Annotated in this window: 20 protein-coding genes and 1 tRNA gene; 16 read left to right on the forward strand and 5 right to left on the reverse strand. The window is 44.5% G+C overall.

Translation table 11 applies throughout. The features are described 5' to 3' along the window. Positions 1-13: 13 nt before the first annotated feature. Together murJ and HFV01_RS11150 are read right to left on the reverse strand one after the other, a co-directional pair. Positions 14-1627 carry a murein biosynthesis integral membrane protein MurJ gene (gene murJ, locus HFV01_RS11145; protein WP_006625222.1) on the reverse strand — a complete coding sequence of 538 codons (1614 nt, stop codon included), beginning with the start codon at positions 1625-1627 and terminating at the stop codon, positions 14-16. A 63-nt stretch (positions 1628-1690) separates the two neighbouring features. Continuing rightward, positions 1691-2062 carry a VOC family protein gene (locus tag HFV01_RS11150; protein WP_193521088.1) on the reverse strand — a complete coding sequence of 124 codons (372 nt, stop codon included), beginning with the start codon at positions 2060-2062 and terminating at the stop codon, positions 1691-1693. Between the two features lie 132 nt (positions 2063-2194). Between HFV01_RS11150 and tftA the strand changes: the two genes are divergently transcribed. Beyond that, positions 2195-3556, forward strand: coding sequence for a hormogonium tapered terminus morphoprotein TftA (tftA, locus tag HFV01_RS11155; RefSeq protein WP_006625224.1), 1362 nt, complete (start codon positions 2195-2197; stop codon positions 3554-3556). Between the two features lie 3 nt (positions 3557-3559). Continuing rightward, positions 3560-4957, forward strand: coding sequence for a 2-succinylbenzoate--CoA ligase (locus HFV01_RS11160; RefSeq protein WP_193521089.1), 1398 nt, complete (start codon positions 3560-3562; stop codon positions 4955-4957). A 114-nt stretch (positions 4958-5071) separates the two neighbouring features. Here the strand turns inward: HFV01_RS11160 and HFV01_RS11165 are convergent, their stop codons facing one another. Continuing rightward, on the reverse strand, positions 5072-5224 hold the full coding sequence (locus HFV01_RS11165; protein WP_006625226.1) for a hypothetical protein: 153 nt from the start codon (positions 5222-5224) through the stop codon (positions 5072-5074). Positions 5225-5430: 206 nt separating this feature from the next. Between HFV01_RS11165 and HFV01_RS11170 the strand changes: the two genes are divergently transcribed. Beyond that, entirely contained in the window at positions 5431-6189 is a 759-nt protein-coding gene (locus HFV01_RS11170; RefSeq protein ID WP_006625227.1) for an LmeA family phospholipid-binding protein, read from the forward strand. Positions 6190-6269: 80 nt separating this feature from the next. On the opposite strand, the gene psb35 is transcribed toward HFV01_RS11170, so the two are convergent. Next, positions 6270-6437 carry a photosystem II assembly protein Psb35 gene (gene psb35 / locus HFV01_RS11175; RefSeq protein ID WP_006625228.1) on the reverse strand — a complete coding sequence of 56 codons (168 nt, stop codon included), beginning with the start codon at positions 6435-6437 and terminating at the stop codon, positions 6270-6272. 133 nt (positions 6438-6570) lie between these two features. On the opposite strand from psb35, the gene HFV01_RS11180 reads away from it, so the two are divergent. Continuing rightward, positions 6571-9480: a glycerol-3-phosphate acyltransferase gene (locus HFV01_RS11180; protein ID WP_193521090.1), complete on the forward strand. Its 2910-nt coding sequence runs from the start codon at positions 6571-6573 to the stop codon at positions 9478-9480. A 2972-nt stretch (positions 9481-12452) separates the two neighbouring features. Here the strand turns inward: HFV01_RS11180 and HFV01_RS11185 are convergent. After that, a tRNA-Arg gene (locus HFV01_RS11185) sits at positions 12453-12526 on the reverse strand. Between the two features lie 62 nt (positions 12527-12588). Here HFV01_RS11185 and moaC point away from each other — a divergent pair. The 12 genes from moaC to HFV01_RS11250 all read left to right on the forward strand — a co-directional run bounded on the left by moaC (position 12589) and on the right by HFV01_RS11250 (position 24970). After that, on the forward strand, positions 12589-13113 hold the full coding sequence (moaC, locus tag HFV01_RS11190; protein WP_006625231.1) for a cyclic pyranopterin monophosphate synthase MoaC: 525 nt from the start codon (positions 12589-12591) through the stop codon (positions 13111-13113). A gap of 403 nt (positions 13114-13516) precedes the next feature. Continuing rightward, the gene (locus HFV01_RS11200) at positions 13517-14713 is read left to right on the forward strand and encodes an NAD(P)/FAD-dependent oxidoreductase (RefSeq protein WP_006670753.1); all 1197 of its coding nucleotides are present in this window, start codon (positions 13517-13519) and stop codon (positions 14711-14713) included. Further along, entirely contained in the window at positions 14714-15448 is a 735-nt protein-coding gene (locus HFV01_RS11205) for an HAD-IA family hydrolase (RefSeq protein WP_006625233.1), read from the forward strand. Between the two features lie 88 nt (positions 15449-15536). Next, a complete protein-coding gene (locus HFV01_RS11210; RefSeq protein ID WP_193521091.1) occupies positions 15537-15974 on the forward strand; it encodes a tetratricopeptide repeat protein in 438 nt (145 codons plus the stop codon). A gap of 17 nt (positions 15975-15991) precedes the next feature. After that, complete coding sequence (locus tag HFV01_RS11215) at positions 15992-16459, forward strand: DUF29 domain-containing protein (protein ID WP_193521092.1); 468 nt, start codon at positions 15992-15994, stop codon at positions 16457-16459. 37 nt (positions 16460-16496) lie between these two features. Further along, complete coding sequence (locus HFV01_RS11220; RefSeq protein WP_006625236.1) at positions 16497-16967, forward strand: DUF29 domain-containing protein; 471 nt, start codon at positions 16497-16499, stop codon at positions 16965-16967. 37 nt (positions 16968-17004) lie between these two features. Further along, on the forward strand, positions 17005-17463 hold the full coding sequence (locus HFV01_RS11225; protein ID WP_006670756.1) for a DUF29 domain-containing protein: 459 nt from the start codon (positions 17005-17007) through the stop codon (positions 17461-17463). Between the two features lie 34 nt (positions 17464-17497). Beyond that, entirely contained in the window at positions 17498-17872 is a 375-nt protein-coding gene (locus HFV01_RS11230; RefSeq protein ID WP_006625238.1) for a nucleotidyltransferase family protein, read from the forward strand. Continuing rightward, positions 17859-18365 carry a ribonuclease toxin HepT-like protein gene (locus HFV01_RS11235; RefSeq protein ID WP_006625239.1) on the forward strand — a complete coding sequence of 169 codons (507 nt, stop codon included), beginning with the start codon at positions 17859-17861 and terminating at the stop codon, positions 18363-18365. Before HFV01_RS11230 ends, HFV01_RS11235 begins: the two co-directional genes overlap by 14 nt. A 208-nt stretch (positions 18366-18573) precedes the next feature. Then, positions 18574-18876 (forward strand): hypothetical protein, encoded by a 303-nt coding sequence (locus HFV01_RS11240; RefSeq protein ID WP_008051350.1) that lies wholly within the window; start codon positions 18574-18576, stop codon positions 18874-18876. Next, positions 18873-22541: a TylF/MycF/NovP-related O-methyltransferase gene (locus HFV01_RS11245; RefSeq protein ID WP_193521093.1), complete on the forward strand. Its 3669-nt coding sequence runs from the start codon at positions 18873-18875 to the stop codon at positions 22539-22541. The genes HFV01_RS11240 and HFV01_RS11245 overlap by 4 nt, the downstream gene beginning before the upstream one ends. 11 nt (positions 22542-22552) lie before the next feature. Continuing rightward, complete coding sequence (locus HFV01_RS11250) at positions 22553-24970, forward strand: glycosyltransferase family 4 protein (protein ID WP_008051345.1); 2418 nt, start codon at positions 22553-22555, stop codon at positions 24968-24970. Positions 24971-25347 lie beyond the last annotated feature (377 nt).

The raw sequence follows: 25347 nt of genomic DNA on the forward strand, positions 1-25347 counted from the left end.
GCATTCAAACCTCCTATTTTTGGAAGCGTTTTTTAACTCGGGAAATCAGTAAATCCACTTCCGGTAATTTCATCTGTAACGCCCAGAAAGCAAACAACCCCAAACCAATAAATCCTGGAATAGACAGTTCCAATAATATGGCAAAAAATCCTCGGCTACCTAACCACTCCTCCAAACCGAGACGAATTACCCAGGCCACTAAGCCAACGACTATACTACCAGCAGCCAAGCCGAGAAATGGCCGACTCCACTCTTTCCAGGGTAAACCACCTAGGCGGATATGTAATAACCATAACATCATCACCATAGAGATTAAGTTAACTCCCACGGTAGCCAAAACTAAACCGGGCGCACCGAAAGCATTAACCAAAATGTAGTCTAATAGTGCATTCAGGAAAATGTTAAAGAGACTAACCCGAAAGGGAGTCTGTCCGTCTCCGAGACCGTAGAAGACTCTGACTAAAACATCTCGCCCCAGGTAGACAAACATTCCGCTACCATAGGCCATTAACATTAAAGCCACAAATTTGGAGGCGGCTAGGTCAAAGGCGTAGCGTTCATATACCACCCGCACAGAAGGCAATGCTAAGGCTACCATTAATGCACTCAGGGGTAACATGGTAATCGCCGTTAGGGTTAAAGCCTGACGGATACGGTCTTTTAATTCTGGCCAGTCGCTGGGGTCTCGCAAGCGGGAAAACAGGGGCAGGAATGGCACTAAAATCATGTTGGAAATGATGCCGAGGGGCGTTTGTACCATTAACCCGGAATAAGCCATGGCGGCGGCGGCTTGGGGTATGTAGGAGGCGAAAAATAGGTCGGTATAGACGTTAATTTGTAGCGTCCCTGATGACAGGGTGGCGGGAATCATTACTTTCATTACGTCTCGGACTCCGGGCTGTTGGAAGTTGAAGCGCAGCCGCAGTTTACCGAGTCCCGATCGCCACATGGCGGGAAGTTGTACAATCCACTGTAGGATAGCCCCAGATAGGGTTCCTCCGGCTAATACTAGCCCTCCTAACAGGGCGTATTGCGGTTGGGTGATACTTTCGCCCAAATATAGGGCGAGGGCGATTAAACTGCCAATCAGGGCGAGGCTGGAAAATAGGGGACTAATGGAGGGTAGCCAATACATATCGGCGGCGTTGAGGCTACCGAAGCCAATACCTATTAACCCAGATAAAAGGGCCATCGGAGCCATGATTTTGAGTTGCTGAATGGCGATCGCCCTAATTTCTATGCCTTCCGGGGTCTGGCTTAGTCCTGGGGCGACTAGATCAATCATAGGGGTGGCAAAAATGATTAATCCCACCGTCACAAATAGCAAGACAGTCCCCACTAGGGTGGTGATCGTTTCTACTAGGGGTTCGATTTCTTCCCGTTTACGTTTGGCCAACGCGCTGACGATCGCACTATGGAAGGGGCCGTTAATGCCACCTAATAAAATCAGCAGGAAGCCAGGAATTACATAGGCGTAGTTGTAAGCATCGATGGCTGGCCCTACTCCAAAGGCTGCGGCCATCGCCTGTTGTCTGACTAAGCCAAAGATTTTACTAATCAGAGTGGCGATCGCGACAATGGTGGCAATTCCCACCAGGGACCGGGTGACTTGTGGTGATTCTGACACAGAGTTTTAGGAAAGTAGGAATATATGGGACAGGGTTAATTAATAACTGTTAATTGTCAACTGTCAAGTTTTGGATTCGTATACAATAATCCGGTTTCCGCAAGGATCATAAGCGTAAATTTCCCGACCGTGGGAGGCGATGATAATTTCGCCCGGTGGTGGGTAGCCTAATTCGCGAAAATTCTTGATCGCTTTTTCTAGGTCACTTACCTGCAAGCATAAACTCATTGCGCCCTTAGGGGAACTAAATTCTTGGCGATCGCCGCTTCTGGGTTCAAATATCCCTAATCGTAAACCCGGTAATTGAAATTCCGCATACACTCCCTCAATATAGATCTGGGGTGGCATCCCCAATAAATCACTATAAAATTGGCTGAGTTGGGCCAGATTAGGGGTCGAGATGGTGACAACAGCCGCGTGACAGTGTAAAACCATATTTGGGAACTTAAAAAGGGGGGGCTTGACTACACTTGATCATCATAGTTACTTTTGGGATCAGGCGATCGGCATAATCTAGTCTTAAATATCATTGATTACTTTCATCGAGATCACTTAATTAATTGAACAATGGCGCGAATTTTTATATCTGCTGGTCATGGAGGTTTTGAGAATGGGGTTAGAGACCCTGGTATTGTAGCCGGGGGAACTACTGAAGCTCAAGAAATGATCCGAATTCGAGATATATTATTATCAGAATTGCGTTCTCGTGGGGTTCAGGCTTTGGCGGTCCCTGATGATCTATCTCAGGTCCAAACTATTGACTGGATTAATACTTATTCCCATCGTGGTGATGTGGCTATTGAATTGCACATGGGAGGCTCTCCTAATCCTTCTAATCGAGGGGTTACTGTATTTCATATAGCATATAATTCTCAACGCAAAAAAGATGCCGAGTTGATTCTCTGGTCCTTATTGCGGCGGGTTCCTCAGTTTCCCAGCCGTGGCGCTAAACCGGACACGGAAACTGGACTCGGACATCTAATTTTTTGCCGTTGGATTGCTATTCCTTCCTTATATATAGAAATCGGTTATTTGACTAATCCTAATGACCGGAATATTTTACAAAGCCGCCGCGCAGATATCGCTACCGGTCTGGCTGATGGTCTGGTGGCTTGGGTGAAAAGTGAACATATTAATCCCACCCCTCCTTTACCCCCAGGAAATCGGGTTTATGGTTCAATTGGGATTAGAATTAACGGTCAGGTTTATGGGGAAAGGGGACTTTTGGTTAATGGTAACTCTTATATACCTATCGATTTGGTAGACCGCCTAGGAATTGACTTAACCCAATTGGCTAGGGTGATTCGGATTCGATATAATAATATTGTTTATATTAAGGCGATCGACTTGCGGAATTTTGGTATTGCTGTCAGTTGGGATAATCCTAATCGGACGGTGGTTTTAAGGTCGATTTCTCGACTCTATAACGACCAAATCGATCGCATTATGGGGGGAGGATATACCACGGAAGTACAAATGATTGTATTTCTGAAGTCAGAAAATCCTGATGCGCCTAATCAGTTTCCCGAAATTGCTAAATTATATCGCCGTGAAGCTATGGTCGAAGGGGTTAATTATGATGTGGCTTTTTGTCAGATGTGTTTGGAGACGGATTTCCTCAAATTTGGCGGAATTGTCAAACCTTCAGACTATAATTTTGCGGGTTTGGGAACTGTTGGGGGTTCCTCGGAAATTGCTGCATTTGCTACTACTGAAGAAGGGGTGAGGGCGCATATTCAACATCTGAAAGCCTACGCTACCCATGAACCTATTGTTCAGGAAATTGTAGACCCTCGTTTTGATTATATCACTAGGGGGGTCGCTCCCTCTGTGTTTTCTTTGGGAGGAAGATGGTCTGATGACCCTCAATATGGCGATCGCATTGTGGCTTTAGTCCGAAGACTTTATGAAATGTCTGGCTTGCTGTAATCTATGGATTATCAAATATCTCCTAAATCACAGAATTTTAATATCCCTAACCCTCACAATTTTTTAATTGCTGAAAACGGCGATTTATTTCTAGATATTGTGCAGCAAACTCTGGGCGAATTGATTAATTATCATCAAGAATATGGGAAAAAAGCGACTATTTTAATTGCGGAACCTGATCCGGTCATATTTTTAGCGACCTTTTGGGCGGGTATTATGGCTAACTGTTCCCTGATTTTAGCTAATCCCAATTGGACTATTGGGGAATGGGAACAGGTGTTTAATCGCATAGGTCAAACGGATTTACAATTTGGTAAGATTCCCAAGATTGCCAATATTGATCATGTCAATAATCCCGTAAATATGAGGCGATCGCCTTTTCCTGATGGGTCGATATTAATTCCCACAGGTGGTACATCAGGAACCATAAAATTTGCCGTTCATACCTGGGAAACCCTCACCGCTTCCGCCATAGGATTTCAACAGTATTTTGACCAATCCCAGATAAATAGTTTCTGTATTTTACCCCTATTTCATGTGAGTGGGTTAATGCAATTTGTGCGATCGCTAATTACTGGGGGACAGTTGGTAATTTGGTCTGGCAAAAATTTAGAAAACCGTGACTATCCCCAACTAGATATTTCAGATTTTTTTATTTCCCTAGTTCCCACCCAACTACACCGCCTTTTACACCATCCCCAAACCGCTAATTGGTTATCCAAATTTACCACCGTTTTATTGGGGGGAAGTCCCCCTTGGTTAGAGTTACTCAACCAATCCAGACGACACCAAATTAGACTTTCTCCCACCTATGGAATGACCGAAACAGCTTCCGGGGTTGTCACCCTCAAACCTGATGATTTTTTAGCCGGAAACAATAGCAGCGGTCGCGTCCTTCCCCATGCTAAGGTCATGATTGTAGATCCACAGGGTCAACCGGTAAAATCTCCCGAAATTGGATTGATTAAAATTCAGGCTAATTCTCTCAGTTGGGGTCATGACACACAGATAAATCAACCTAGACTCAGCCAGTTGATTACTGATGATTTGGGATATTTTGATGAATGTGGATATTTAACCCTGGTGGGAAGACAGGGAGATCAAATTATTACTGGGGGTGAAAATGTTTTTCCGGTGGAAGTAGAAGCCGCTATTTTAGCCACGGGAATGGTGGCTGATGTTTGTGTGGTGGGAATTGGCGATCGCCACTGGGGAGAAGTGGTCACGGCGGTTTATGTTCCCCATGACCCTCCGGTATCTATTCAAATATTAGCCAATTCTTTAGGCGATCGCCTCAGTCGTTATAAACATCCCAAAAACTGGATAGCAGTTGATACATTACCCCGCAATGACCGAGGTAAAATTAACCGCCAATTGGTCATTCAACAAATCCAAAACTGATTTGATTTGGGATGATCAATTATTCCGATTGATTACTTGACAAAATAGACCAAGCCTGGTATAATCCCGCCGAGGAAAACGCCGGAGTATGGGGGTCGAGGGAAAATCGCCGCCTTAACGAGGCGGGTTTCTGTCTGGTTGGCGGGACTGTTTCCCTAAGTTATCAATCCATTCCAGTAAACGGCGCGATAGTTGCCAGTTGCGGTTTAAAATTTCATCGGAAGCCACAATAGCCCCCAGTAGTAGCGCCACTGATAATATATCCATAATCCCTGATACTTGCTAGATTTTACAGTTTGAGTGCTACTGGAGCATCAGGATAGACTGTACAGTGTGATTTTGTCAAACCCAAAACTGAAAAACCCTGTCTTATGTGGGATATAAGGGTTATCTATGGAGACGATCGCGACAAAGTATTTAACATATCTTAAGATTCCGTTATAATAGCGGGCGATAGCAAGCGAGCAAAGGGAATGGTACAGGCTTTGTTTGGAAGCAGTCCGATTCAGACCCCAAGTGGCGATCGCCTGGTCAGTAAAGTTGTCGGGGCAGCGATCGCCTCATTATTCAAACGTTCTGATCACATAGAAGCTAACGTCCGTGCCGAACCCGTGGCCAAGCTGTTACAGGGAAGCGTAGATGGATTTGACTTCATTGGCAAAGGAATGCTGATGTACAATGGTCTGCGGATCGCAGTGATGGAACTCTACCTAGAAGCAGTGGCGATCGACTTTAGCGCCATTTTTTCGGGTCAAGTCCAACTGCGACAACCGACAATGGCAGTGATGCGAGTAGTTTTGACCCAAGAGGATCTGACAGAATCCTTTAATACCCCCTTCATTGTAGAGAAGTTACAACGTCTCCAGTATCAGGGCGAACCCCTAAAGTTTCAGAAAACCCAAATGCAGGTCAACCCAGATAATACCCTGGGGTTTCAGTCTCAGATCAGGATTGGCGACTCTCGGAGTTTAACCTGTGTAGATTTTTGCGCCCAGGTCGAAGTACAAAAACGTCGGCATATCCAATTTGTCAACGTCCAATATAACGGGGACCAAGAGGCTGTCAACCTAGGTAAAGCCATGATTGATCACGTCAACAATTTACTTGATCTCGATAAGTTTGCCCTAGAAGGTACACAACTACGGGTTGATCGGATGCGGATTCAGAATGAGTCCCTAATTTTCTACGGTTCAGCGCAAATCAACCAATTTCCCAAGGGAAAAAGGGGTTAATCGTGGGTTGATGGTCACTAACCCCAGCCTAGGGCCTATTGTCTAAGCCCTAGGCAGTCAACTACCACCGGATAGGTGGGTTAGGATTTAGGATCATCCTTACCAACTTTAGGGATAAAATCGGGGCGATCCTTACCTTCCCAACCGGGGGGTCGTTTAGAATTGTACCAAGCGATCGAGCCAATACTCACAGCAGCAATAAAACCCACAACCAACACAGCTACCGGAATCCAAAGGGTATTTTCCATGATAGATATTTCCTTTCACTTCACCAATGTATTAACGATTATCCTACCTGATAGAGCAGGCTAGGAGTTTTTCACTTCCATTTGGGGTTACACTGCAATACATACATTGCGCGCTGTAGAGGAAAAATTCCCAATGCCACCTTGGGTTTTTGGATTATTGATGATGGTCGGTAGCTTTGTGTTAGGGGGACTTCCCCTAACCAGTTGGATTGTCAAAGGGTTAACTCGCATTGACTTAGCCAAGCAGGGTAGCGGTAACGTCGGGGTTGCGGCAGCTTTTACCCAAGCCGGGAGGGTCGCGGGCATTTTCGCGGCTGTAGCTGAAGCGCTCCGAGGTATTATCCCAGTAATTGTCGCCCGATCGCTATTTCCTAGTGAATGGGAACCCTTAGCCCTAATTTCCCTAGTTTTCCTGGTAGTCGGTCGATATCTGATCGCCAAAGGCGGCGGTGTCACTAATGCCACTTGGGGGGTTTTAGTTTATTCTCCCCCAGTGGCTATCTCCGCAGGGATTAGCGGTCTATTACTGTGGCGGTTAGCCCTGACTATTTGGCCGAGTCAACCTACCCGCGCCCGACTGCGGGCTATGCGTTTCGCCTGTTTAAGTAGTCCCCTCTGGTTGTCTGCTTGGCATAGTCTCCCGGATCATCGTGATTTATCATTAGCAGAACTCCTAGCAGCGATCGCTTTAGCTTTGGTGTTGATTATAATTAACCTGCGCCAAGGTGATGATTTTGGCTTGTTTATGAAACAGCAATTATTATCCTTAAATGACCCCCTAGATCTTGATAGCTGTGGTGAAAAAGCCACCCGGCTTAGTCAACTAAAACAAGCCGGGTTTAAAGTTCCTTCCGGCTGGGTTTTACCAACTATGGGCAATCAGGAAATTGCCCGAGATAGCCAATCTCAACATCAAGACGAAATCGACTATTTTCAACTGCCAACACCAACTTATCATTATCCGTTAATTGTGCGTTCTTCCGCCTTGGGAGAAGATGGAGATAGCAGTTCCGCCGCCGGACAATATACCACCGTTGGTCTGATTACATCTGAGGCACAATTGCGGTCAGCGATCGCCCGTTGTAGAGACTCTTACTGGAGTGCGGAAGCCAAAGCCTATCGCCACCAAAGGAATTTATCTGACACCGGAATTGCCGTTTTAATTCAACCCTATATTAGCGCCCAGATATCTGGGGTCATGTTTACCCGGAATCCCTTAGATGGAGGTTCCCAGGTGGTCATAGAAGCCTTAGCCGGGGAAGGAGATGTCGTAGTTTCTGGGCAAAATACCCCCGTACATTTAGAAATAGACACCGCCACAGAAACGGCTACTTATGAGAGTTTAAATAAACTGGGAGATGATGGTTTATTATCGCGATCGCTACTAGGGGATTTAGTAGCAGAAGCACAGGCGATCGAAGCCTTTTATCATGGTTTACCCCAAGATATAGAATGGGTTTGGGATGGCGAACAGATTTGGATATTGCAAACTCGACCCATTACCAACCTGCGACCTATTTGGACTCGGAAAATTGCCGCCGAGGTAATTCCGGGGGTAATTCCTCCCCTCACTTGGTCAATTAATCGGCCTTTGACCTGTGGAGTATGGGGGGAAATTTTTAGCCTGGTTTTAGGGAAAAAAGCCAGTCAACTAGACTTTCAAGAAACCGCGACCCTCTTGGGTTCCCACGCCTATTTTAATGCCACCCTGTTGGGGGAAATTTTTAGGATGATGGGATTACCAGAACAGGGTTTAGAGTTTCTGTTGCGGGGGGAAAATATGGGTAAACCACCCCTAAAAACTATGTTGGCTTCTGTACCAGGTTTATGGTTATTGGTACAGAGAGAGTTGGCGCTAGTCCATGAATTTGAACGCGATCGCGACAAGATTTTCGATCCGGGTTTACAACGATTAGAAGCTGATAGTTATTATGAAACTCGCCTACCAAGTTCCCTATCTTTACCACAGTTGATCCAACGGGTTGACCGGATTCAAGAAATCCTGAAATTAGCAACTTATTACAATATTTTGGGACCCATTGGCTTGGCAATTCGGCGATCGCTTTTTCAAGTCCCAGAGGAATGGCTACCCGTGGCTAATTCCCCCGAAGTCGCTTCCATGCGAGAGTTGCAGAAAATTGCCGATCACCTCCCGGAAGGGGAAAATTTACAGGTATTAGCAGACCAGTTTTCTCAAAATCCTGAGTTGCAACAACAGTTTAAACAATGGTTGCGCGAGTATGGATATTTAAGTGAAGTGGGAACCGATATTTCCGTCGCGACTTGGTGGGAACAACCCCAGACATTTCGGCAGATGTTATTCACTATGGCGGAAAATCCCGCCAGCGGCACTAATCGCAATGTAGGCGGATTTAGTGTCTGGCAAAAATGGCGGCTCAATCGGTGTTATAAACGAGCTGTAATTAAGGGTGAAATTGCCGAGGTTTATGGTAAATTATTGGCTCATTTGCGCTGGACTTTTTTGGCAATTGAAGCCGTCGCCTTAGAGTCGGAAATTCTCACGCAACCGGGGGATATTTTCTTTTTGAAATTATCCGAAATTCGCAGTTGGATAGAGTCGGGAATTGATCCGCAATGGCGGGAAGTGGTCAAACGGCGGCGACAACAGTATGAATGCGATCGCGATCGCACCGTCCCTCCCGTAGTTTATGGGAATTTGCTACCCGAACCTAAACCAGAACCCCTCGAAGGCGCTTTACAGGGAATTCCCGCCAGTGTCGGCTCCGTGGAAGGCTATGTACAGGTTTGTCGGAATTTGGCGGAAGGCTTGGAAAATGGCATCGAAAAGCCCATTGTAGTAGTCCCCTATACTGATGCGGGTTGGGCTCCTTTACTCATGGGGGCGGCGGCGATTATTTCTGAGGTGGGGGGTCAGTTATCCCATGGGGCGATCGTCGCCCGCGAATATGGCATTCCGGCGGTGATGAATGTCTCCCAAGCCATGTCCCGCCTCAAGACCGGTCAACGGGTCCGGGTAGACGGCTACCGGGGAACGATCGAGATTTTGGACAATTCCAATTAATAATTAATAATTAATAATTAATAATTAATAATTAATAATTATCACCCTCGTAGCGTCACAGGGATAACCTATCGGGTCAACAGCCAATTTTATGGTTCTGACGCACCACCCCTATCGTGGTCAAGAAACCCGGTTTCTCAAAGAAACCGGGTTTCTAAGGAAGTAGGGTGCGTCACAGGGATAACCTATCGGGTCAACGGCCAATTTTATGGCTCTGACGCACCACATTAATTATCGGGGGTGGGGCGGGTTTCTAAGGAAGTAGGGTGCGTCACAGGGATAACCTATCGGGTCAACGGCCAATTTTATGGTTCTGACGCACCACATTAATTATCGGGAGGGGGCGGGTTTATTAAGATAGTCCTAGGGATGGAAAATTGACAGCCGCAGACGGGGGGCGGGTTTATTAAGATAGTCCTAGGGATGGAAAATTGACACCAGAACCCGCCCCTACAATTATCGCCGAGGTCAAGAAACCCGGTTTCTTTGAGAAACCGGGTTTCTAAGGAAGTAGGGTGCGTCACAGGGATAACCTATCGGGTCAACGGCCAATTTTATGGCTCTGACGCACCACATTAATTATCGGGGGTGGGGCGGGTTTCTAAGGAAGTAGGGTGCGTCACAGGGATAACCTATCGGGTCAACAGCCAATTTTATGGTTCTGACGCACCACATTAATTATCGGGGGTGGGGCGGGTTTCTAAGGAAGTAGGGTGCGTCACAGGGATAACCTATCGGGTCAACGGCCAATTTTATGGTTCTGACGCACCACATTAATTATCGGGAGGGGGCGGGTTTATTAATATGGTTGTAGGGATGGAAAATTGACAGCCGCAGACGGGGGGCGGGTTTATTAAGATAGTCCTAGGGATGGAAAATTGACACCAGAACCCGCCCCTACAATTATCGCCGAGGTCAAGAAACCCGGTTTCTCAAAGAAACCGGGTTTCTAAGGAAGTAGGGTGCGTCACAGGGATAACCTATCGGGTCAACGGCCAATTTTATGGCTCTGACGCACCACATTAATTATCGGGGGTGGGGCGGGTTTCTAAGGAAGTAGGGTGCGTCACAGGGATAACCTATCGGGTCAACGGCCAATTTTATGGCTCTGACGCACCACATTAATTATCGGGAGGGGGCGGGTTTATTAAGATAGTCCTAGGGATGGAAAATTGACAGCCGCAGACGGGGGGCGGGTTTATTAAGATAGTCCTAGGGATGGAAAATTGACACCAGAACCCGCCCCTACAATTATCGCCGAGGTCAAGAAACCCGGTTTCTCAAAGAAACCGGGTTTCTAAGGAAGTAGGGTGCGTCACAGGGATAACCTATCGGGTCAACGGCCAATTTTATGGCTCTGACGCACCACATTAATTATCGGGGGTGGGGCGGGTTTCTAAGGAAGTAGGGTGCGTCACAGGGATAACCTATCGGGTCAACGGCCAATTTTATGGCTCTGACGCACCACATTAATTATCGGGGGTGGGGCGGGTTTCTAAGGAAGTAGGGTGCGTCACAGGGATAACCTATCGGGTCAACGGCCAATTTTATGGCTCTGACGCACCACATTAATTATCGGGAGGGGGCGGGTTTATTAAGATAGTCCTAGGGATGGAAAATTGACAGCCGCAGACGGGGGCGGGTTTATTAAGATAGTCGTAGGGATGGAAAATTGACACCAGAACCCGCCCCTACAATTATCGCCGAGGTCAAGAAACCCGGTTTCTCAAAGAAACCGGGTTTCTAAGGAAGTAGGGTGCGTCACAGGGATAACCTATCGGGTCAACGGCCAATTTTATGGCTCTGACGCACCACATTAATTATCGGGGGTGGGGCGGGTTTCTAAGGAAGTAGGGTGCGTCACAGGGATAACCTATCGGGTCAACGGCCAATTTTATGGTTCTGACGCACCACATTAATTATCGGGAGGGGGCGGGTTTATTAATATGGTTGTAGGGATGGAAAATTGACAGCCGCAGACGGGGGGCGGGTTTATTAAGATAGTCCTAGGGATGGAAAATTGACACCAGAACCCGCCCCTACAATTATCGCCGAGGTCAAGAAACCCGGTTTCTCAAAGAAACCGGGTTTCTAAGGAAGTAGGGTGCGTCACAGGGATAACCTATCGGGTCAACGGCCAATTTTATGGCTCTGACGCACCACATTAATTATCGGGGGTGGGGCGGGTTTCTAAGGAAGTAGGGTGCGTCACAGGGATAACCTATCGGGTCAACGGCCAATTTTATGGCTCTGACGCACCACATTAATTATCGGGAGGGGGCGGGTTTATTAAGATAGTCCTAGGGATGGAAAATTGACAGCCGCAGACGGGGGGCGGGTTTATTAAGATAGTCGTAGGGATGGAAAATTGACACCAGAACCCGCCCCTACAATTATCGCCGAGGTCAAGAAACCCGGTTTCTCAAAGAAACCGGGTTTCTAAGGAAGTAGGGTGCGTCACAGGGATAACCTATCGGGTCAACGGCCAATTTTATGGCTCTGACGCACCACATTAATTATCGGGGGTGGGGCGGGTTTCTAAGGAAGTAGGGTGCGTCACAGGGATAACCTATCGGGTCAACGGCCAATTTTATGGTTCTGACGCACCACATTAATTATCGGGAGGGGGCGGGTTTATTAATATGGTTGTAGGGATGGAAAATTGACAGCCGCAGACGGGGGGCGGGTTTATTAAGATAGTCCTAGGGATGGAAAATTGACACCAGAACCCGCCCCTACAATTATCGCCGAGGTCAAGAAACCCGGTTTCTCAAAGAAACCGGGTTTCTAAGGAAGTAGGGTGCGTCACAGGGATAACCTATCGGGTCAACAGCCAATTTTATGGTTCTGACGCACCACATTAATTATCGGGGGTGGGGCGGGTTTATTAAGATAGTCCTAGGGATTGACAGTGCGACTATCGGGTTGAGTGTTTCCCGATAATCGCTGTTATAATCAGAGTTTATACAAAACGGGCTAGGAGGGATTCGAACCCCCGACACCGTGGTCCGTAGCCACGTGCTCTAGTCCACTGAGCTACAAGCCCCCGTTGGCGTTAAACTTAGACTTGTTTTACCGCCATTTAAGATAATAACACACTTTCCGAAAATGACAAGCAATTATTTAGAAAATTCTCCCCAATCTTTAACCCACCTTGATTCTAAGGGAGAAGCGCAGATGGTGGATGTGTCAGAGAAGCCCAAAACTCGGCGGGTGGCGATCGCCATGGGATCGGTGAAAATGCTTCCAGAAACCCTAAAAGCGATCGCATTGGGAAACGCACCCAAAGGAGATGTTCTGGGAACCGCCAAAATTGCCGGAATTATGGCCGCCAAACAAACGGCCCAATTAATCCCCCTGTGTCATCCACTCCCCCTGGCTAAAATAGATGTTACATTCACCGCCGACCCCCAACTCCCAGGTTATCAGATCCGCGCGGAAGCCATAACCATCGCGGAAACGGGGGTAGAAATGGAAGCCCTAACCGCTGTTTCCATCGCCGCCTTAACCCTCTATGACATGGCCAAAGCCCTAGATAAATCCATGGAAATTGGGTCAATTCGTCTGTTGAGTAAAACGGGGGGAAAATCAGGAGATTATCAGCAGCCATTGTCCCAGCCACTGCCGAAATAGCGATCGCCTTGCTATCTTAATAATTGATAGTGCGAGACGTTCAGGCATGAAATAAGGCTGAAATGCCCGAAATAACCGCCTGGTGGGGAATTCAACCCCTTGGTTGAATATATCGATAATGCGCCCATTTCAGCATGACGCGGGCAGTCTTAGACCTGATTAGACGCTTCACCTGACTAGCCATATTGGAAGTCTCGAAGGTGGGCAAAAAAATCAGGCTGTGTTATGATGGGATGGCCAGGGATGCGACCCAATCAACCAAGGGGTTGAACTCCTCACCGGGTAGTCCCCACGCCCATTTCAGCTCGATTTCATACCCGAAGGTCTCGCACCATACTTGGTATTATACCGTATTGCCGTAAAATGTTAACCTAATTTGAGATTAAATCATGCTCCCAAACCTATGACAGAACAACCAACTCGCATTTGTATTCTCGGTGGTGGTTTCGGGGGGCTATATACCGCCCTACGTTTAACCCAGTTACCGTGGCTACCCACACAAACCCCGGAAATTACTATAGTTGACTCCAGAGACCGCTTTGTATTTGCGCCCCTACTTTATGAACTGGTGACCGGAGAACTACAAGCCTGGGAAATTGCGCCACCGTTTGAACAACTCCTGGAAGAAACACCCATCCGGTTTATTCAGGGAACTGTTGCCGATATTGATATTACCGCCCGACAGGTGCAATTACAAGATGGTCAATTTCTCGATTACGATCGCCTAGTTTTAGCCATGGGAGGAGAAACCCCCCTTGATATAGTACCAGGTTCCCAACAATACGCCATACCTTTTCGTCGGGTGGAGGATGCTTATCGTTTACAAGAACGTTTGCGTATCCTGGAAGCCTCGGACGCGGAAAAAATTAGAGTAGCCATCATTGGCGGCGGTTATAGTGGGGTAGAATTAGCCTGTAAATTAGCGGAAAGACTCGGAAAACGCGGTCGTTTGCGCCTAGTGGAAAGAGGGGAAAAAATCCTCAAATCTGCCCCCGACTTTAACCGGGAAGCTGCCCAAAAAGCCCTATCAGAACGACAGGTTTGGCTGGATTTAGAAACTACTGTTCAATCCCTAGATGCCGAAAGTATTACCCTCGAATATCGCGACCAGGTAGATACTTTACCGGTTGATATTGTTATGTGGACGGTGGGAACCCAGACCCCGGATTTAGTGCGATCGCTTCCCCTGAAACAAAACACCGAACATCAAATCATCATTAATCCCCAATTACAAGTGATTGAACACCCGGAAATATTCGCCCTGGGAGACCTCGCCGACTGTCATGATGCGGAAGGCAAAAAAGTTCCCAAAACCGCCCAAGCTGCCTTTCAACAAGCCGATTATGCTGGCTGGAATCTGTGGGCATCTTTAACCGGGAGACCCCTGCTATCTTTCCATTATCAAGCCCTAGGAGAAATGATGACTTTAGGGAAAGATAACGCGACTCTCACAGGTTTAGGAATTAAACTCGATGGACAGTTAGCCCATGTCGCCCGCCGCCTCATTTATCTGTATCGTTTACCGACCTTAGAACATCAAATGCGGGTAGCATTTAACTGGATAAGTCGCCCCATTCAAGAGTTGATGATCAATAAATAAATGCCCATGATGATAAATGATAACATTCTGCCGCCTAAATTAATCTTACTAGATGCGGTGGGAACCCTCTTTGGTGTCCGAGAAAGTGTGGGCGATATTTACAGCAAAATCGCCCAAAAATGGGGAGTTAATGTCTGTCCTAAAACCCTAAATCAGGCATTTTATCAGAGTTTTAGCGCCGCTACACCCATGGCTTTTCCCGGCGCAGATATGGCGGAAATTCCCCAATTAGAACTAGCCTGGTGGCGCGATATTGCCGCCGAAAGTTTTAAGGCTGTCGGGGTTTTTCAGGAGTTTTCCGACTTCCCCAAGTTTTTTGATCACCTTTACCAAGAATTTGCGACGGCTGAACCTTGGGTGGTTTATCCTGATGTAATTCCCACGTTGACAAAGTGGCGGAATTGTGGTATAGAATTAGGAGTTTTATCTAACTTTGATTCCCGGTTATATCCAGTGTTAGAAGTTTTGGATTTAGGGGGATTTTTCTCGACGGTGACGATTTCCACAGAAGTGGGTGCGGCGAAACCTGACCCGAAAATTTTTGCGGTCGCACTAGAAAAATACGATTTTCAGCCAGGAGAAGTTTTGCATATTGGGGACAGTTTGACAGCGGACTATGAGGGGGCAAAATCAGCGGGAATAGCGGGGGTATTAGTAGAACGAGATACTCCCTCAACGCCAGATAAAGCGTCCTATTCTACCTTAGCAGAGATTGAGTTAAATTGCGATCGCTAAATTACACCGACCTGATCGCAATAGCGGTCAAGTTGGGTAAAATAGTTATATGGGTTGATGTGACCTGGTTTAGGGAGGTATTGATCAAATGGGAACTGTCGAAAATTCCGATTCTCTGAGAAAACACTACGGAGACGCGATCGCTCGCCGCATGGAACGTCGCAAAAAACTACAGAAGGTTATAATGTTCATTTCGACGGCAGCTTTTCTGGGGATGATGTCTTCGGGTTTGGGTGCAATGTTTCGCAGTAATTCCCAATCCTCGGAGGTAAACCAAGCGGAGGAGGTTGCCACAATTGTATCACAGTTAGAACGCCAAGAACAGGGTTATCAGTCGGTTTTGCAACGGGAACCGGAAAATCAAACAGCTTTGGAAGGGTTGGTGATGGTTCGCTTACAACAAAATAAACTGGAAGAGGCGATCGCACCTTTGGAAAAGTTGGTGAGTTTATATCCCGATATTGAGGATTATCAAAATCTCTTGAAACAGTTAAAAGCTGATACACAGACAGCGGTTGAAGATTAGTTAATATCTGGCTACTCATGAATCAACTCAGCGAGGAAGCGAGCTTATATGATAGGGATTATCATCTCTGGGTTCTGGAAACGGTTAAACATCTAGAAACAAGCGATTTCGAGGCTCTGGATTTGGAGAACTTAATCGCGGAAATTCTAGGCTGGGCTGCGATGGACAAAAGAGAGTTAAGGAATCTTTTAAGGCTGTCATTTGAGCATTTGCTAATGTGGCAATACGGGGAGGCGGAAAGGTCTAATAATTACGGACATTGGCGGGGAGAAGTTACTAATTTTCGCAAGCAGATTAAAGATGAATTAGAAGATAGTCCGAGTCTGAAACCTTATTTACAACAAATATTTGAGCAGTGTTATCAAGATGGTCGGGAAATTGCCTCAATGCGATCGCAACTTCCCCTAGAGACTTTCCCGGAAAAGGCGATCGCCAACTTAGACCAGGTATTAGATGAAAATTGGTTTCCTCGGGTGAGTAAGTAGTGATTAAAGGCTGAGATAATGGAGGCATAACTTAACGATGCAACAGTTAAGCGAATCACTGAAAAGTCTATATGATACGGATTATAATCTCTGGGTTCTGGAAACGGTTAAACACCTAAAAAAAGGTGATTTTGAGGCGGTGGATTTAGAGAACCTGATCGAAGAGGTGCTAGACTTGAGTAAAAGGGATAAAAGAAAGTTAGCCAGTCTGTTGACTCTTTTATTTGAGCATTTGCTAATGTGGCAATACTGGGAGGCGGAAACGGAAAGAAATCGAGGACATTGGGAAAGAGAAATAACTAATTTTAGATTGCAGATCGTCAGACTGTTAGAAGATAGTCCTAGCCTGAGAAATTACCTAGATGAGCAACTCAGCCAATGTTATCAAGATGGTTGTAAATTGGCGAGTAGACATTCGCAACTTCCCCTAGAGACTTTCCCGGAAAAGGCGATCGCCAACTTAGACCAGGTATTAGATGAAAATTGGTTTCCTCGGGTGAGTAAGTAGTGATTAAAGGCTGATATAATGGAGGCATAACTTAACGATGCAACAGTTAAGCGAATCACGGAAAAGTCTATATGATACGGATTATAATCTCTGGGTTCTGGAAACGGTTAAACACCTAAAAAAAGGTGATTTTGAGGCGGTGGATTTAGAGAACCTGATCGAAGAGGTGCTAGACTTGAGTAAAAGGGATAAAAGAAAGTTAGCCAGTCTGTTGACTCTTTTATTTGAGCATTTACTCAAACTCAAATATTGGCATTCTGAAACAGACAATAATCAAAATCACTGGCGGCGAGAAATCCGTAATTTCAGGAAACAGATTAAGCGACATTTAAAGGATAGTCCCAGCCTCGAAAATTACCTATCCCAGGAATTAGTTGATATCTACGAAGATGCGCGAGAGTTGGTTTCTGAGATTTCGGGTTTATCGGTGAGCGATTTTCCCACGACTCCGATCGCCAACTTAGACGAGGTATTAGATGAAAATTGGTTTCCGTAAATCAAGGATATTAGGGTAGAATTGTGGGGGAAAGATGATGAATCAGGAATTTGTGAATAGCGATCGCCTAGCCTATTGGAAACAACGAATGACGCAGCAGGCGGCGCAAAATAAAAAATTAGTCAACCAGGCGCGATCGGATGTGGATACAATTGTAGAAATGCTGGTGAGTCAGTTTGGAGTGAGGCGGGTTATCCTATTCGGGTCGTTAGTTAGGGGGAGGTTTAGGGAAACTTCTGATATTGATTTGGCGGTGGAAGGGTTGAGAAAAAAAGATTATTTTTTGGCGGTGGCGGAGGCGAATGACTTAACGCGGCGATGGGTGGATTTGAAACCTTTTGAGGATTTAGAGCCACATTTTCGCGATCGAGTATTGCAAACAGGGGAATGTGTTTATGAGGCAGGTTAGTCCCAGTGAGTTACAGGAGTTAGCGACGGATATTGAACTAGAGTTAGCGCGTTTGGGAGAGTTGGAAAATGCGATCGTTCAAGTGCGCCAGGAAATCGATCGCTATCCGACACTATCGGGGGTTTTTTATGAGAGTTTAGCACTGAAATTGCATAATTTTTATACAGGCTGCGAGAGGATTTTTCAATTGATTGTTTCTGAACTCAATGGCGCGTTACCTTCGAGTTTTGATTGGCACAAGCGACTGCTCAACCGCATGAGTGTGGAACGAGAAGGACTCCCCCCAGTTCTGAGTTCGGAAACGGTGCAGAGTCTCCGGGAGTATCTCGGTTTTCGTCATATCGTCCGCAATATCTACGGTTTTGAACTGGAGACGGAACGGGTGGAAGATCTTGTGCAAGGCTATTCTCAAGTCTGGCATTGTTTCGAGTCGGAAGTGCGGCAGTTTGTCCAGGGGTTACGAGAGTTGGCGGAAAGGTTGGAGGAATGTTAAGTGTTGTTTCAGTGGCGGGAAGGCGATCGCTTTTTTGCCATGGTGTGGTAGAATAGCCAGGTATGTGATTTTAGCTACTCAAGGTAGTGAAAGCAGTCATAGTTAAGGAGGAATAATTTTCGTGGTATAATTTGTAACAGCTATTCTGACTAGCTATATCATAAAGAAAGACTATAACCAGTTTATGTAGAATCATAAAATGTAACAAATGATCCATAAATTAACTGAATCTAACATTGCTGAATGTCAAGCTAAGTTTAATCTTAGTTATCACGTTTCTTTTGCTCACATATGCCAAAATATAGTTGGTTTTGAAGGTAAAGATGTTCTGGAAGTGGGAGGGAGCTTACCAGAAGAGTTTGTGTTTAATTATCTAGGTGTTAAATCTTGGTCAGCCATAGAAACTCCAGATTACGAAAAGTCCCTAAAGGAAGCTGGAGGACTATCTCATAAAGGAACAATTATTCCTCATCACAGCAACATCAAAGTAAACAGGAACAAAAAATTATGAATTATTCTGAGGAATCAAAAATGTCAGAGGATCGAGTATTAGGTGAATTAGAAAAAGCTCAAGAATTATTTAAGCAAGGCAAATTTAAAGAAGCAGCGCAATTATATAAAGAATTAATTACTAATCACTCTGATTTACTCAAGAGTGGAATGGGTATTAACCTAGCCCATAGTATTATTTTGTCTGTAGATTGGTCTGAAGTTTCAAAAAACTTACCTTCAGGTATAAATTATTTAGAATCATCAGGCTGGATCAAGTCTTTAGCGACTGGCGTTCCTATCAATTTTGATTCGCAACCTATTCCTTGGTACACCTATCCGGCGATAGAGTTTATAGAAAACAAGATTTCATCAGATTTTAAAGTTTTTGAATACGGCAGCGGGCAATCAACATTGTGGTGGGCTGAAAGAGTATTAAAGGTAATTTCGGTTGAAAGCGATCGCAATTGGTTTTCTTATATTCAAGAAAAAATGCCTAAAAATGTAGAATTAAGTCTCAGCGCTCAAGAAGAAGAATACGCAGCCGAAATCAGTAGATATTCAAATAACTACTTTGACGTAATTATTATAGATGGTAAGAATAGAAATAAATGTGTAGAATTAAGCTTAAGCAAGCTGAAAGATACGGGGTTTATTATTTTTGACAATACTGATGATTACAGCTACGATCGAGGAATCGAGTTCTTGGCATTTAATGGATATAAAAGAATAGATTTCTACGGCACCATCGCGGGCTACACTTACAAAAACTGTACTTCAGTATTTTTTAAAGATACTCAGTTATTAGAGAGAGGAGAATTACCTAGCGAGAAGGAGTCTTGTTTGGGACCTGCCTGTTTTCAAGTGACTCATCCTAGACCTAAAAATAATTATACAAGTATGGATAAGAAATGGCAGTTAAATAGACCAGTGTGCTTAATCCTATTCAATAGACCGGAGACCACAGAGAAAGTCTTTGAAGCAATACGGGAGGTTAAACCTCCTAAGTTATTTGTTATTGCCGATGGCCCGCGTCCAGAAAAAACTGGGGAAGCTGAGAAATGTGCGGCAGCGAGGGCTATCATTAATCGCGTTGACTGGGATTGCGAAGTTTTCACTAACTATTCTACGGTGAATTTAGGGGTAAGGAAACGAATATCGAGCGGTTTGACATGGCTATTTAACAATGTAGAGGAAGCCATTGTTTTAGAAGATGATTGTTTACCCCACCCCACCTTCTTTCGCTTTTGTCAGGAATTGTTAGAACGATATCGCGACGACGAGCGAGTAATGTTTATTTCGGGTGACAATTTTCAGTTTGGACAAAATCAAACTGAATATAGTTACTATTTTTCTTACTATGCCCATTGTTGGGGTTGGGCAAGTTGGCGACGGGCGTGGCAGAAGTATGATAGTGAAATGAGCTTGTGGCCACAGGTAAAAAATGCTGATTTGCTTTCTAACATTTTACAAGATAATGATGCCCAAAGATTTTGGTCTAATATTTTTCAACAGGTTTACGAAGGATTTAACACTTGGGATTATGTTTGGCAATTTACTTGCTTAGTTAATAATGGTCTAAGCATTCTTCCAAATGCTAACTTAGTTTCTAATATTGGCTTTACTTCTGATGCTTCCCATACCAGAGACGTAGGAAGTAAATTGGCGAATATGCCCACAGAAGCCATGAATTTTCCTCTCAAACATCCTCCATTTATAATCCGCAATACTAAAGCAGATAATTTTACCGAAAAAACTATTTTCGGTGGTAAAGCTTCTCAGCAAAAACCGCAAGAATCTAAAGAAATTTTAATAGAAGAAGCTGTTAAAGAATTAAATGCTAACAACAATCAACAGGCTTTGATGTTGTTTGAAGAAGCGATCGTTAGTTTTCCAGACAGGTTGTATATTAACTATGGGAAAGCAGTTGCTCTAGCTAAACTAGGACAACCTAATCAAGCCGTCGGCATCCTGGAACGTTTGTTAGCTGTCATACCTGACCACAGAAAAGCTAAATTGTTACTCCAAGAAATTAGACCTGGAAAAGTGGGAGATTTAATGCAACAAGCGGTTCAGGCGATCAATAATGATGAAGTGGTTCTAGCTTTTAATTTATTGAACCAAGCAAAATCATTAAAGCAACCAACAGTAGGACTAGATTATTTACGGGCTACCTGCTTCATCAAAATGAATCAACCAGCAGCAGCGTGGCAATCTTTATATGAAGAACTACGATATTTCCCAAATAATACTGAAGCTCAAAATCTTCGCAACCAAATTCAGGAACAATACCCGCAAATCCTTTCAAGCCGGGTAGGAGATACAGAATTTCAGGAATTATTGGGATTAATCCGTCCCTACACTATGTTAAGCGAAGCACGCTTATATTCTTTGTTCTGTTTAACAAAGCGTGTATGCTTAGAAAACATTCCGGGTAACTTTGCCGAATGTGGCGTGGCGGCTGGAGGTTCCACTGCATTAATGGCTGCAGTTATCAAACGATATACCAAACAACCCCGTTGGTTATATGCTTTTGATTCTTTTGAAGGGATGCCTAGCCCCACAGCAGAAGATAAGTCTTATGGCGTGTCTGCTGAGTTAACGGGTTGGGGAACAGGAACTTGTGCGGCTCCAGAAGCTAGTACGCGAGAAATTTGTTCTAAACTGGGGGTGGGAAATCTTGTACAAACTGTGAAAGGGTATTTCCAAGATACTCTGCCCATTATGCGAAACAGAGTCGGTATGCTTGCTCTTTTGCACATGGATGGTGATTGGTACGAATCGACAAAAGCAATTCTCCATAACTTATACGATCGCGTTTCTGATAATGGGTTCATCCAAGTAGATGACTACGGTCACTGGGAAGGTTGCCGCCAGGCATTCCATGAATTTGAAAGCGATCGCCAACTTAAGTTTAACATTAACCCAATTGATGGTACAGGGGTTTGGTTCCAGTGTCCCAACAAGTACCCGGTCAATCCAGTATTTCAACCTTTGTTGGTGGAAGAGTTTAAGGAAGACGATCCGGTGGTATATGGAATTCAAAGTCAAATGTCGCGCAACGAGCGCTTTCAACTGTACTATTCCCTACGCCAACTGCTGCCAGAAACGTCATCTCCTTTACGGTTTATTGAAATTGGGTCTTTTGCTGGCAGTTCCTTATTTTTAAATTACAGGGCATTGAAGCGGTCTCATACTGAAATACAAGGTTTTGCGATCGAGCCGGGACTACATCCACAGTTGCAACAAGTTCTCCAACAGTTGCAAAATGAAGTTACTCACCTACGGATGTTTTCTCACCAAGCTGTAGATCAACTGAGACAACTGTGCGAGATAGATGGTAATTTTCCGCCTTTTATCTTTGTAGATGGCGATCATACTTATGAAGGAGTACGACAAGATATTGCCAATTACTTTACCATCCTAGCACCAGGTGGAATCATGGTTTTTCACGACTATTTACCCCCTCTTAATGAGGAAAATCGTGAGGCTATCTTGTTTCATCATGGCGGCAAGGAACCGGGCATCAGGCAAGCCTGTCAGGAATTAATGGAAGATGAATATGGTTGCGAAAAGATTGAAATTCCATTATTATATCCGACAGACCCAACCCAAAGTCAAGCTTATTTGCCGATTATTCCACGAGTATTTTCGACAGTCAAAGTCTATCGCAAACCTTATAATTAAATTTTCAAAGTATGGAACCTATTAAAGTCCTTCATATCATTCCCTGGCTATGCAATGGTGGTGCTTCTCGCGCCACTATTGCAACGGCTAAATATTCCTTGAAACTAGCTAATTTTCAACACAGTGTAGCTTCTCTAACTGAAGCCGATCCATTTATGGCTGACATGGCTATAAAAGAAGGGCTAAGTGTGGTCAATACAACCAAGCGAGAAGAAATTTGTTCGGAAATGGAAAAAGCAGATATCGTACATATTCATTATTGGAATAATCCCCAAATGTGCGAGTTTCTGCGCTCGGAATTGCCCGCAACGCGCTTATTAATTTGGTTTCATATTGCCGGAGAACACCCACCGCAAGTTATTACTAGGGATTTAGTAGATTATGCAGATTTTGCCATACCTTGCAATCCCTACTCGCGCAAACTGCCAGTATTCGAGAACTTACCCCCCGAAGTGAAATTAAAAAAAGTGGGTATGGTTTATGATGCTGCCGATTTTGCTAGAGTTGCTGACGTGCAGCCCAAACCACACGATACCTTTAATGTTGGCTACATAGGTAGTGTCAGTTTTAGCAAAATGCACCGCAATTATGTCTCAATGAGTGCGGCTGCTAACATTCCTCATGTGAAGTTTGTAGTATGTGGCGGAGGTATTCACAACTTCTTGAAACAAGAAGCGGAGCAACTCGGTGCTTCGGAAAAATTTAATTTCCGTGGCTTTGTTGAAGATATCAAATCAGAAATAGAAAAGTTTGATGTTTATGGGTATCCTCTTTGCGAAGATACTTATGCAGCGGCTGAATTAAATTTGCAGGAAGTAATGTATGGGGGAGTGCCACCTGTAGTATTTCCTCATGGTGGCATCAGAAGTTTGGTCATGAATAATTATACAGGTTTAGTGGTTGATAGCGAATTAGAATATAGCCAAGCACTTGAATATTTATATCATCATCCAGAAGAACGATCTAGATTGGGAGATAACGCCAGAGAGTATGCCAAGCAAATTTTTGGTGCTGAAAATGCTGCCAAGGAACTCAATCCCATTTACGAAAAACTAATGGAATTACCTAAGCAAACTAGGCAGTGGGGGTTTCCCAGAGAATATAGTTTTCTGGATAAACCTGTTTCTATTTTAGATGTAGTGGGAGTTGACCAGAAGTTTTTAGGGTCCCAATTATTTGTCGAATCTATTGATGAAATAGTTACTGATTTTAGCATCAGTATGACATCACAAAACATTCAAAGGCTATTTAAGGCAGAAAAAAATATTGCCCAATCTTCAACATTGCTTTCCAGAGGTGAGGGGAGTTTTTCTCAATATGCAGATCATTACCCAGAAGATGGTTATTTAAGATTATGGCGCGGATTAGTTATGCACGCTCTTAGTCTCAATCAACAGGCAATTTCAGAATTTGCGGCAGCTATTGAGAACGGATGCAATCATTGGCGTGTGTTTTGGTATTTAGCACAGGTAGCAGCCAAAATAGACGCTCTGGATTTAGCCCAACGCGCTTTATTTGATGTCTTAAATTTTGCACCCGATTTTGCACCTGCCCAACAAATGCTGCAAGGCATAGAAGCTGCTATATCAGAGCAATCTCAGGCACTTGATCACCTCAATCTTAAAGATATTAACTTAATTGTCTTTCCAGATTGGAATCAACCAGAAGATTCTGTGGCGGAAGATTTGGCTCAAGTCATTAAGGCGATCGCCACTCATCCAGATAAAAGTCAGATGTGTCTTTTGATAGACAATAGCAACATTTCCGATGAGCAGGCAGATATAGCCCTATCTAGCATAATTATGGGTCTTCTTATGGAGGAAGATTTACAGGTTGAAGGGGGACCAGAGATTCAATTGTTAGGAAAGTTAACTAAAACGCAGTGGGTATCTTTGATAAATTGTTTGGATGCTAAAATCACGCTGGAGTCTGAGAATAAAGAAATAACTCAACAAGTTTCACTAGAAGGTATCCAAGAGTTCCAAATTGATTATATTAAACATTGTCAAGCAGTTGAGCTAGAGAATGGTACTTGGGAACTCTTCAAACTTAGTAATCTGAATTTTATCATTTTCCCCGACTGGTCACAACCAGAAGAAACTGTCGGATTAGAATTACAAGCGGTGATTAAAACCCTGGTTAATCATCCCGATAAAGCCGAGATGACCCTATTGATAGATAACAGCAACATTACCCCAGAAGAGGCTGATTTAGTGTTATCTAGTGTGGCTATGAACTTGTTAATGGAGGAGGAAATAGAATTTGATGGCGGGCCAGAAATTTTGTTAATTGGCGAGTTGAGTCCCATGCAGTGGTCGGCTTTAATGTCTAAGTTACAGGGTCGGATTAAATTAGACCATGAAAATCAGGAAGTAATTAATAACCTCAAGGCTGATATTATTCCGGTAGTTGAACCGGATAATAATTAATAATTAATAATTAATAATTAATAATTAATAATTAATTGTAGGGGCGGGTTCTGCCGTCAATTATCAATTCCCCACGACTATATTCATAAACCCGCCCCACCGTTTATATTGTAGGGGCGGGTTCTGCCGTCAATTATCAATTCCCCACGACCATATTCATAAACCCGCCCTACCGTTTGGCTGAGAAACCCGGTTTCTTTGAGAAACCGGGTTTCTTGACCTCTGGGGGAGAAAGCGGTGCGTCTACGATATGTGTAATAATTAATAATGAATAATTAATAATTAATTGTAGGGGCGGGTTCTGCCGTCAATTATCAATTCCCCACGACTATATTAATAAACCCGCCCTACCGTTTATATTGTAGGGGCGGGTTCTG

This window comes from Limnospira fusiformis SAG 85.79, from assembly GCF_012516315.1.
Taxonomy (GTDB): Bacteria; Cyanobacteriota; Cyanobacteriia; order Cyanobacteriales; family Microcoleaceae; genus Limnospira; species Limnospira fusiformis.

Bases quoted from the DNA above. Each gene is read 5' to 3' on its own strand.
- HFV01_RS11150 (WP_193521088.1), bottom strand. From the start codon at position 2,062: ATGGTTTTACACTGTCACGCGGCTGTTGTCACCATCTCGACCCCTAAT.
- tftA (WP_006625224.1), top strand. From the start codon at position 2,195: ATGGCGCGAATTTTTATATCTGCTGGTCATGGAGGTTTTGAGAATGGG.
- HFV01_RS11160 (WP_193521089.1), top strand. From the start codon at position 3,560: ATGGATTATCAAATATCTCCTAAATCACAGAATTTTAATATCCCTAAC.
- HFV01_RS11165 (WP_006625226.1), bottom strand. From the start codon at position 5,224: ATGGATATATTATCAGTGGCGCTACTACTGGGGGCTATTGTGGCTTCC.
- HFV01_RS11170 (WP_006625227.1), top strand. From the start codon at position 5,431: ATGGTACAGGCTTTGTTTGGAAGCAGTCCGATTCAGACCCCAAGTGGC.
- psb35 (WP_006625228.1), bottom strand. From the start codon at position 6,437: ATGGAAAATACCCTTTGGATTCCGGTAGCTGTGTTGGTTGTGGGTTTT.
- HFV01_RS11180 (WP_193521090.1), top strand. From the start codon at position 6,571: ATGCCACCTTGGGTTTTTGGATTATTGATGATGGTCGGTAGCTTTGTG.
- moaC (WP_006625231.1), top strand. From the start codon at position 12,589: ATGACAAGCAATTATTTAGAAAATTCTCCCCAATCTTTAACCCACCTT.
- HFV01_RS11200 (WP_006670753.1), top strand. From the start codon at position 13,517: ATGACAGAACAACCAACTCGCATTTGTATTCTCGGTGGTGGTTTCGGG.
- HFV01_RS11205 (WP_006625233.1), top strand. From the start codon at position 14,714: ATGCCCATGATGATAAATGATAACATTCTGCCGCCTAAATTAATCTTA.
- HFV01_RS11210 (WP_193521091.1), top strand. From the start codon at position 15,537: ATGGGAACTGTCGAAAATTCCGATTCTCTGAGAAAACACTACGGAGAC.
- HFV01_RS11215 (WP_193521092.1), top strand. From the start codon at position 15,992: ATGAATCAACTCAGCGAGGAAGCGAGCTTATATGATAGGGATTATCAT.
- HFV01_RS11220 (WP_006625236.1), top strand. From the start codon at position 16,497: ATGCAACAGTTAAGCGAATCACTGAAAAGTCTATATGATACGGATTAT.
- HFV01_RS11225 (WP_006670756.1), top strand. From the start codon at position 17,005: ATGCAACAGTTAAGCGAATCACGGAAAAGTCTATATGATACGGATTAT.
- HFV01_RS11230 (WP_006625238.1), top strand. From the start codon at position 17,498: ATGATGAATCAGGAATTTGTGAATAGCGATCGCCTAGCCTATTGGAAA.
- HFV01_RS11235 (WP_006625239.1), top strand. From the start codon at position 17,859: ATGAGGCAGGTTAGTCCCAGTGAGTTACAGGAGTTAGCGACGGATATT.
- HFV01_RS11240 (WP_008051350.1), top strand. From the start codon at position 18,574: ATGATCCATAAATTAACTGAATCTAACATTGCTGAATGTCAAGCTAAG.
- HFV01_RS11245 (WP_193521093.1), top strand. From the start codon at position 18,873: ATGAATTATTCTGAGGAATCAAAAATGTCAGAGGATCGAGTATTAGGT.
- HFV01_RS11250 (WP_008051345.1), top strand. From the start codon at position 22,553: ATGGAACCTATTAAAGTCCTTCATATCATTCCCTGGCTATGCAATGGT.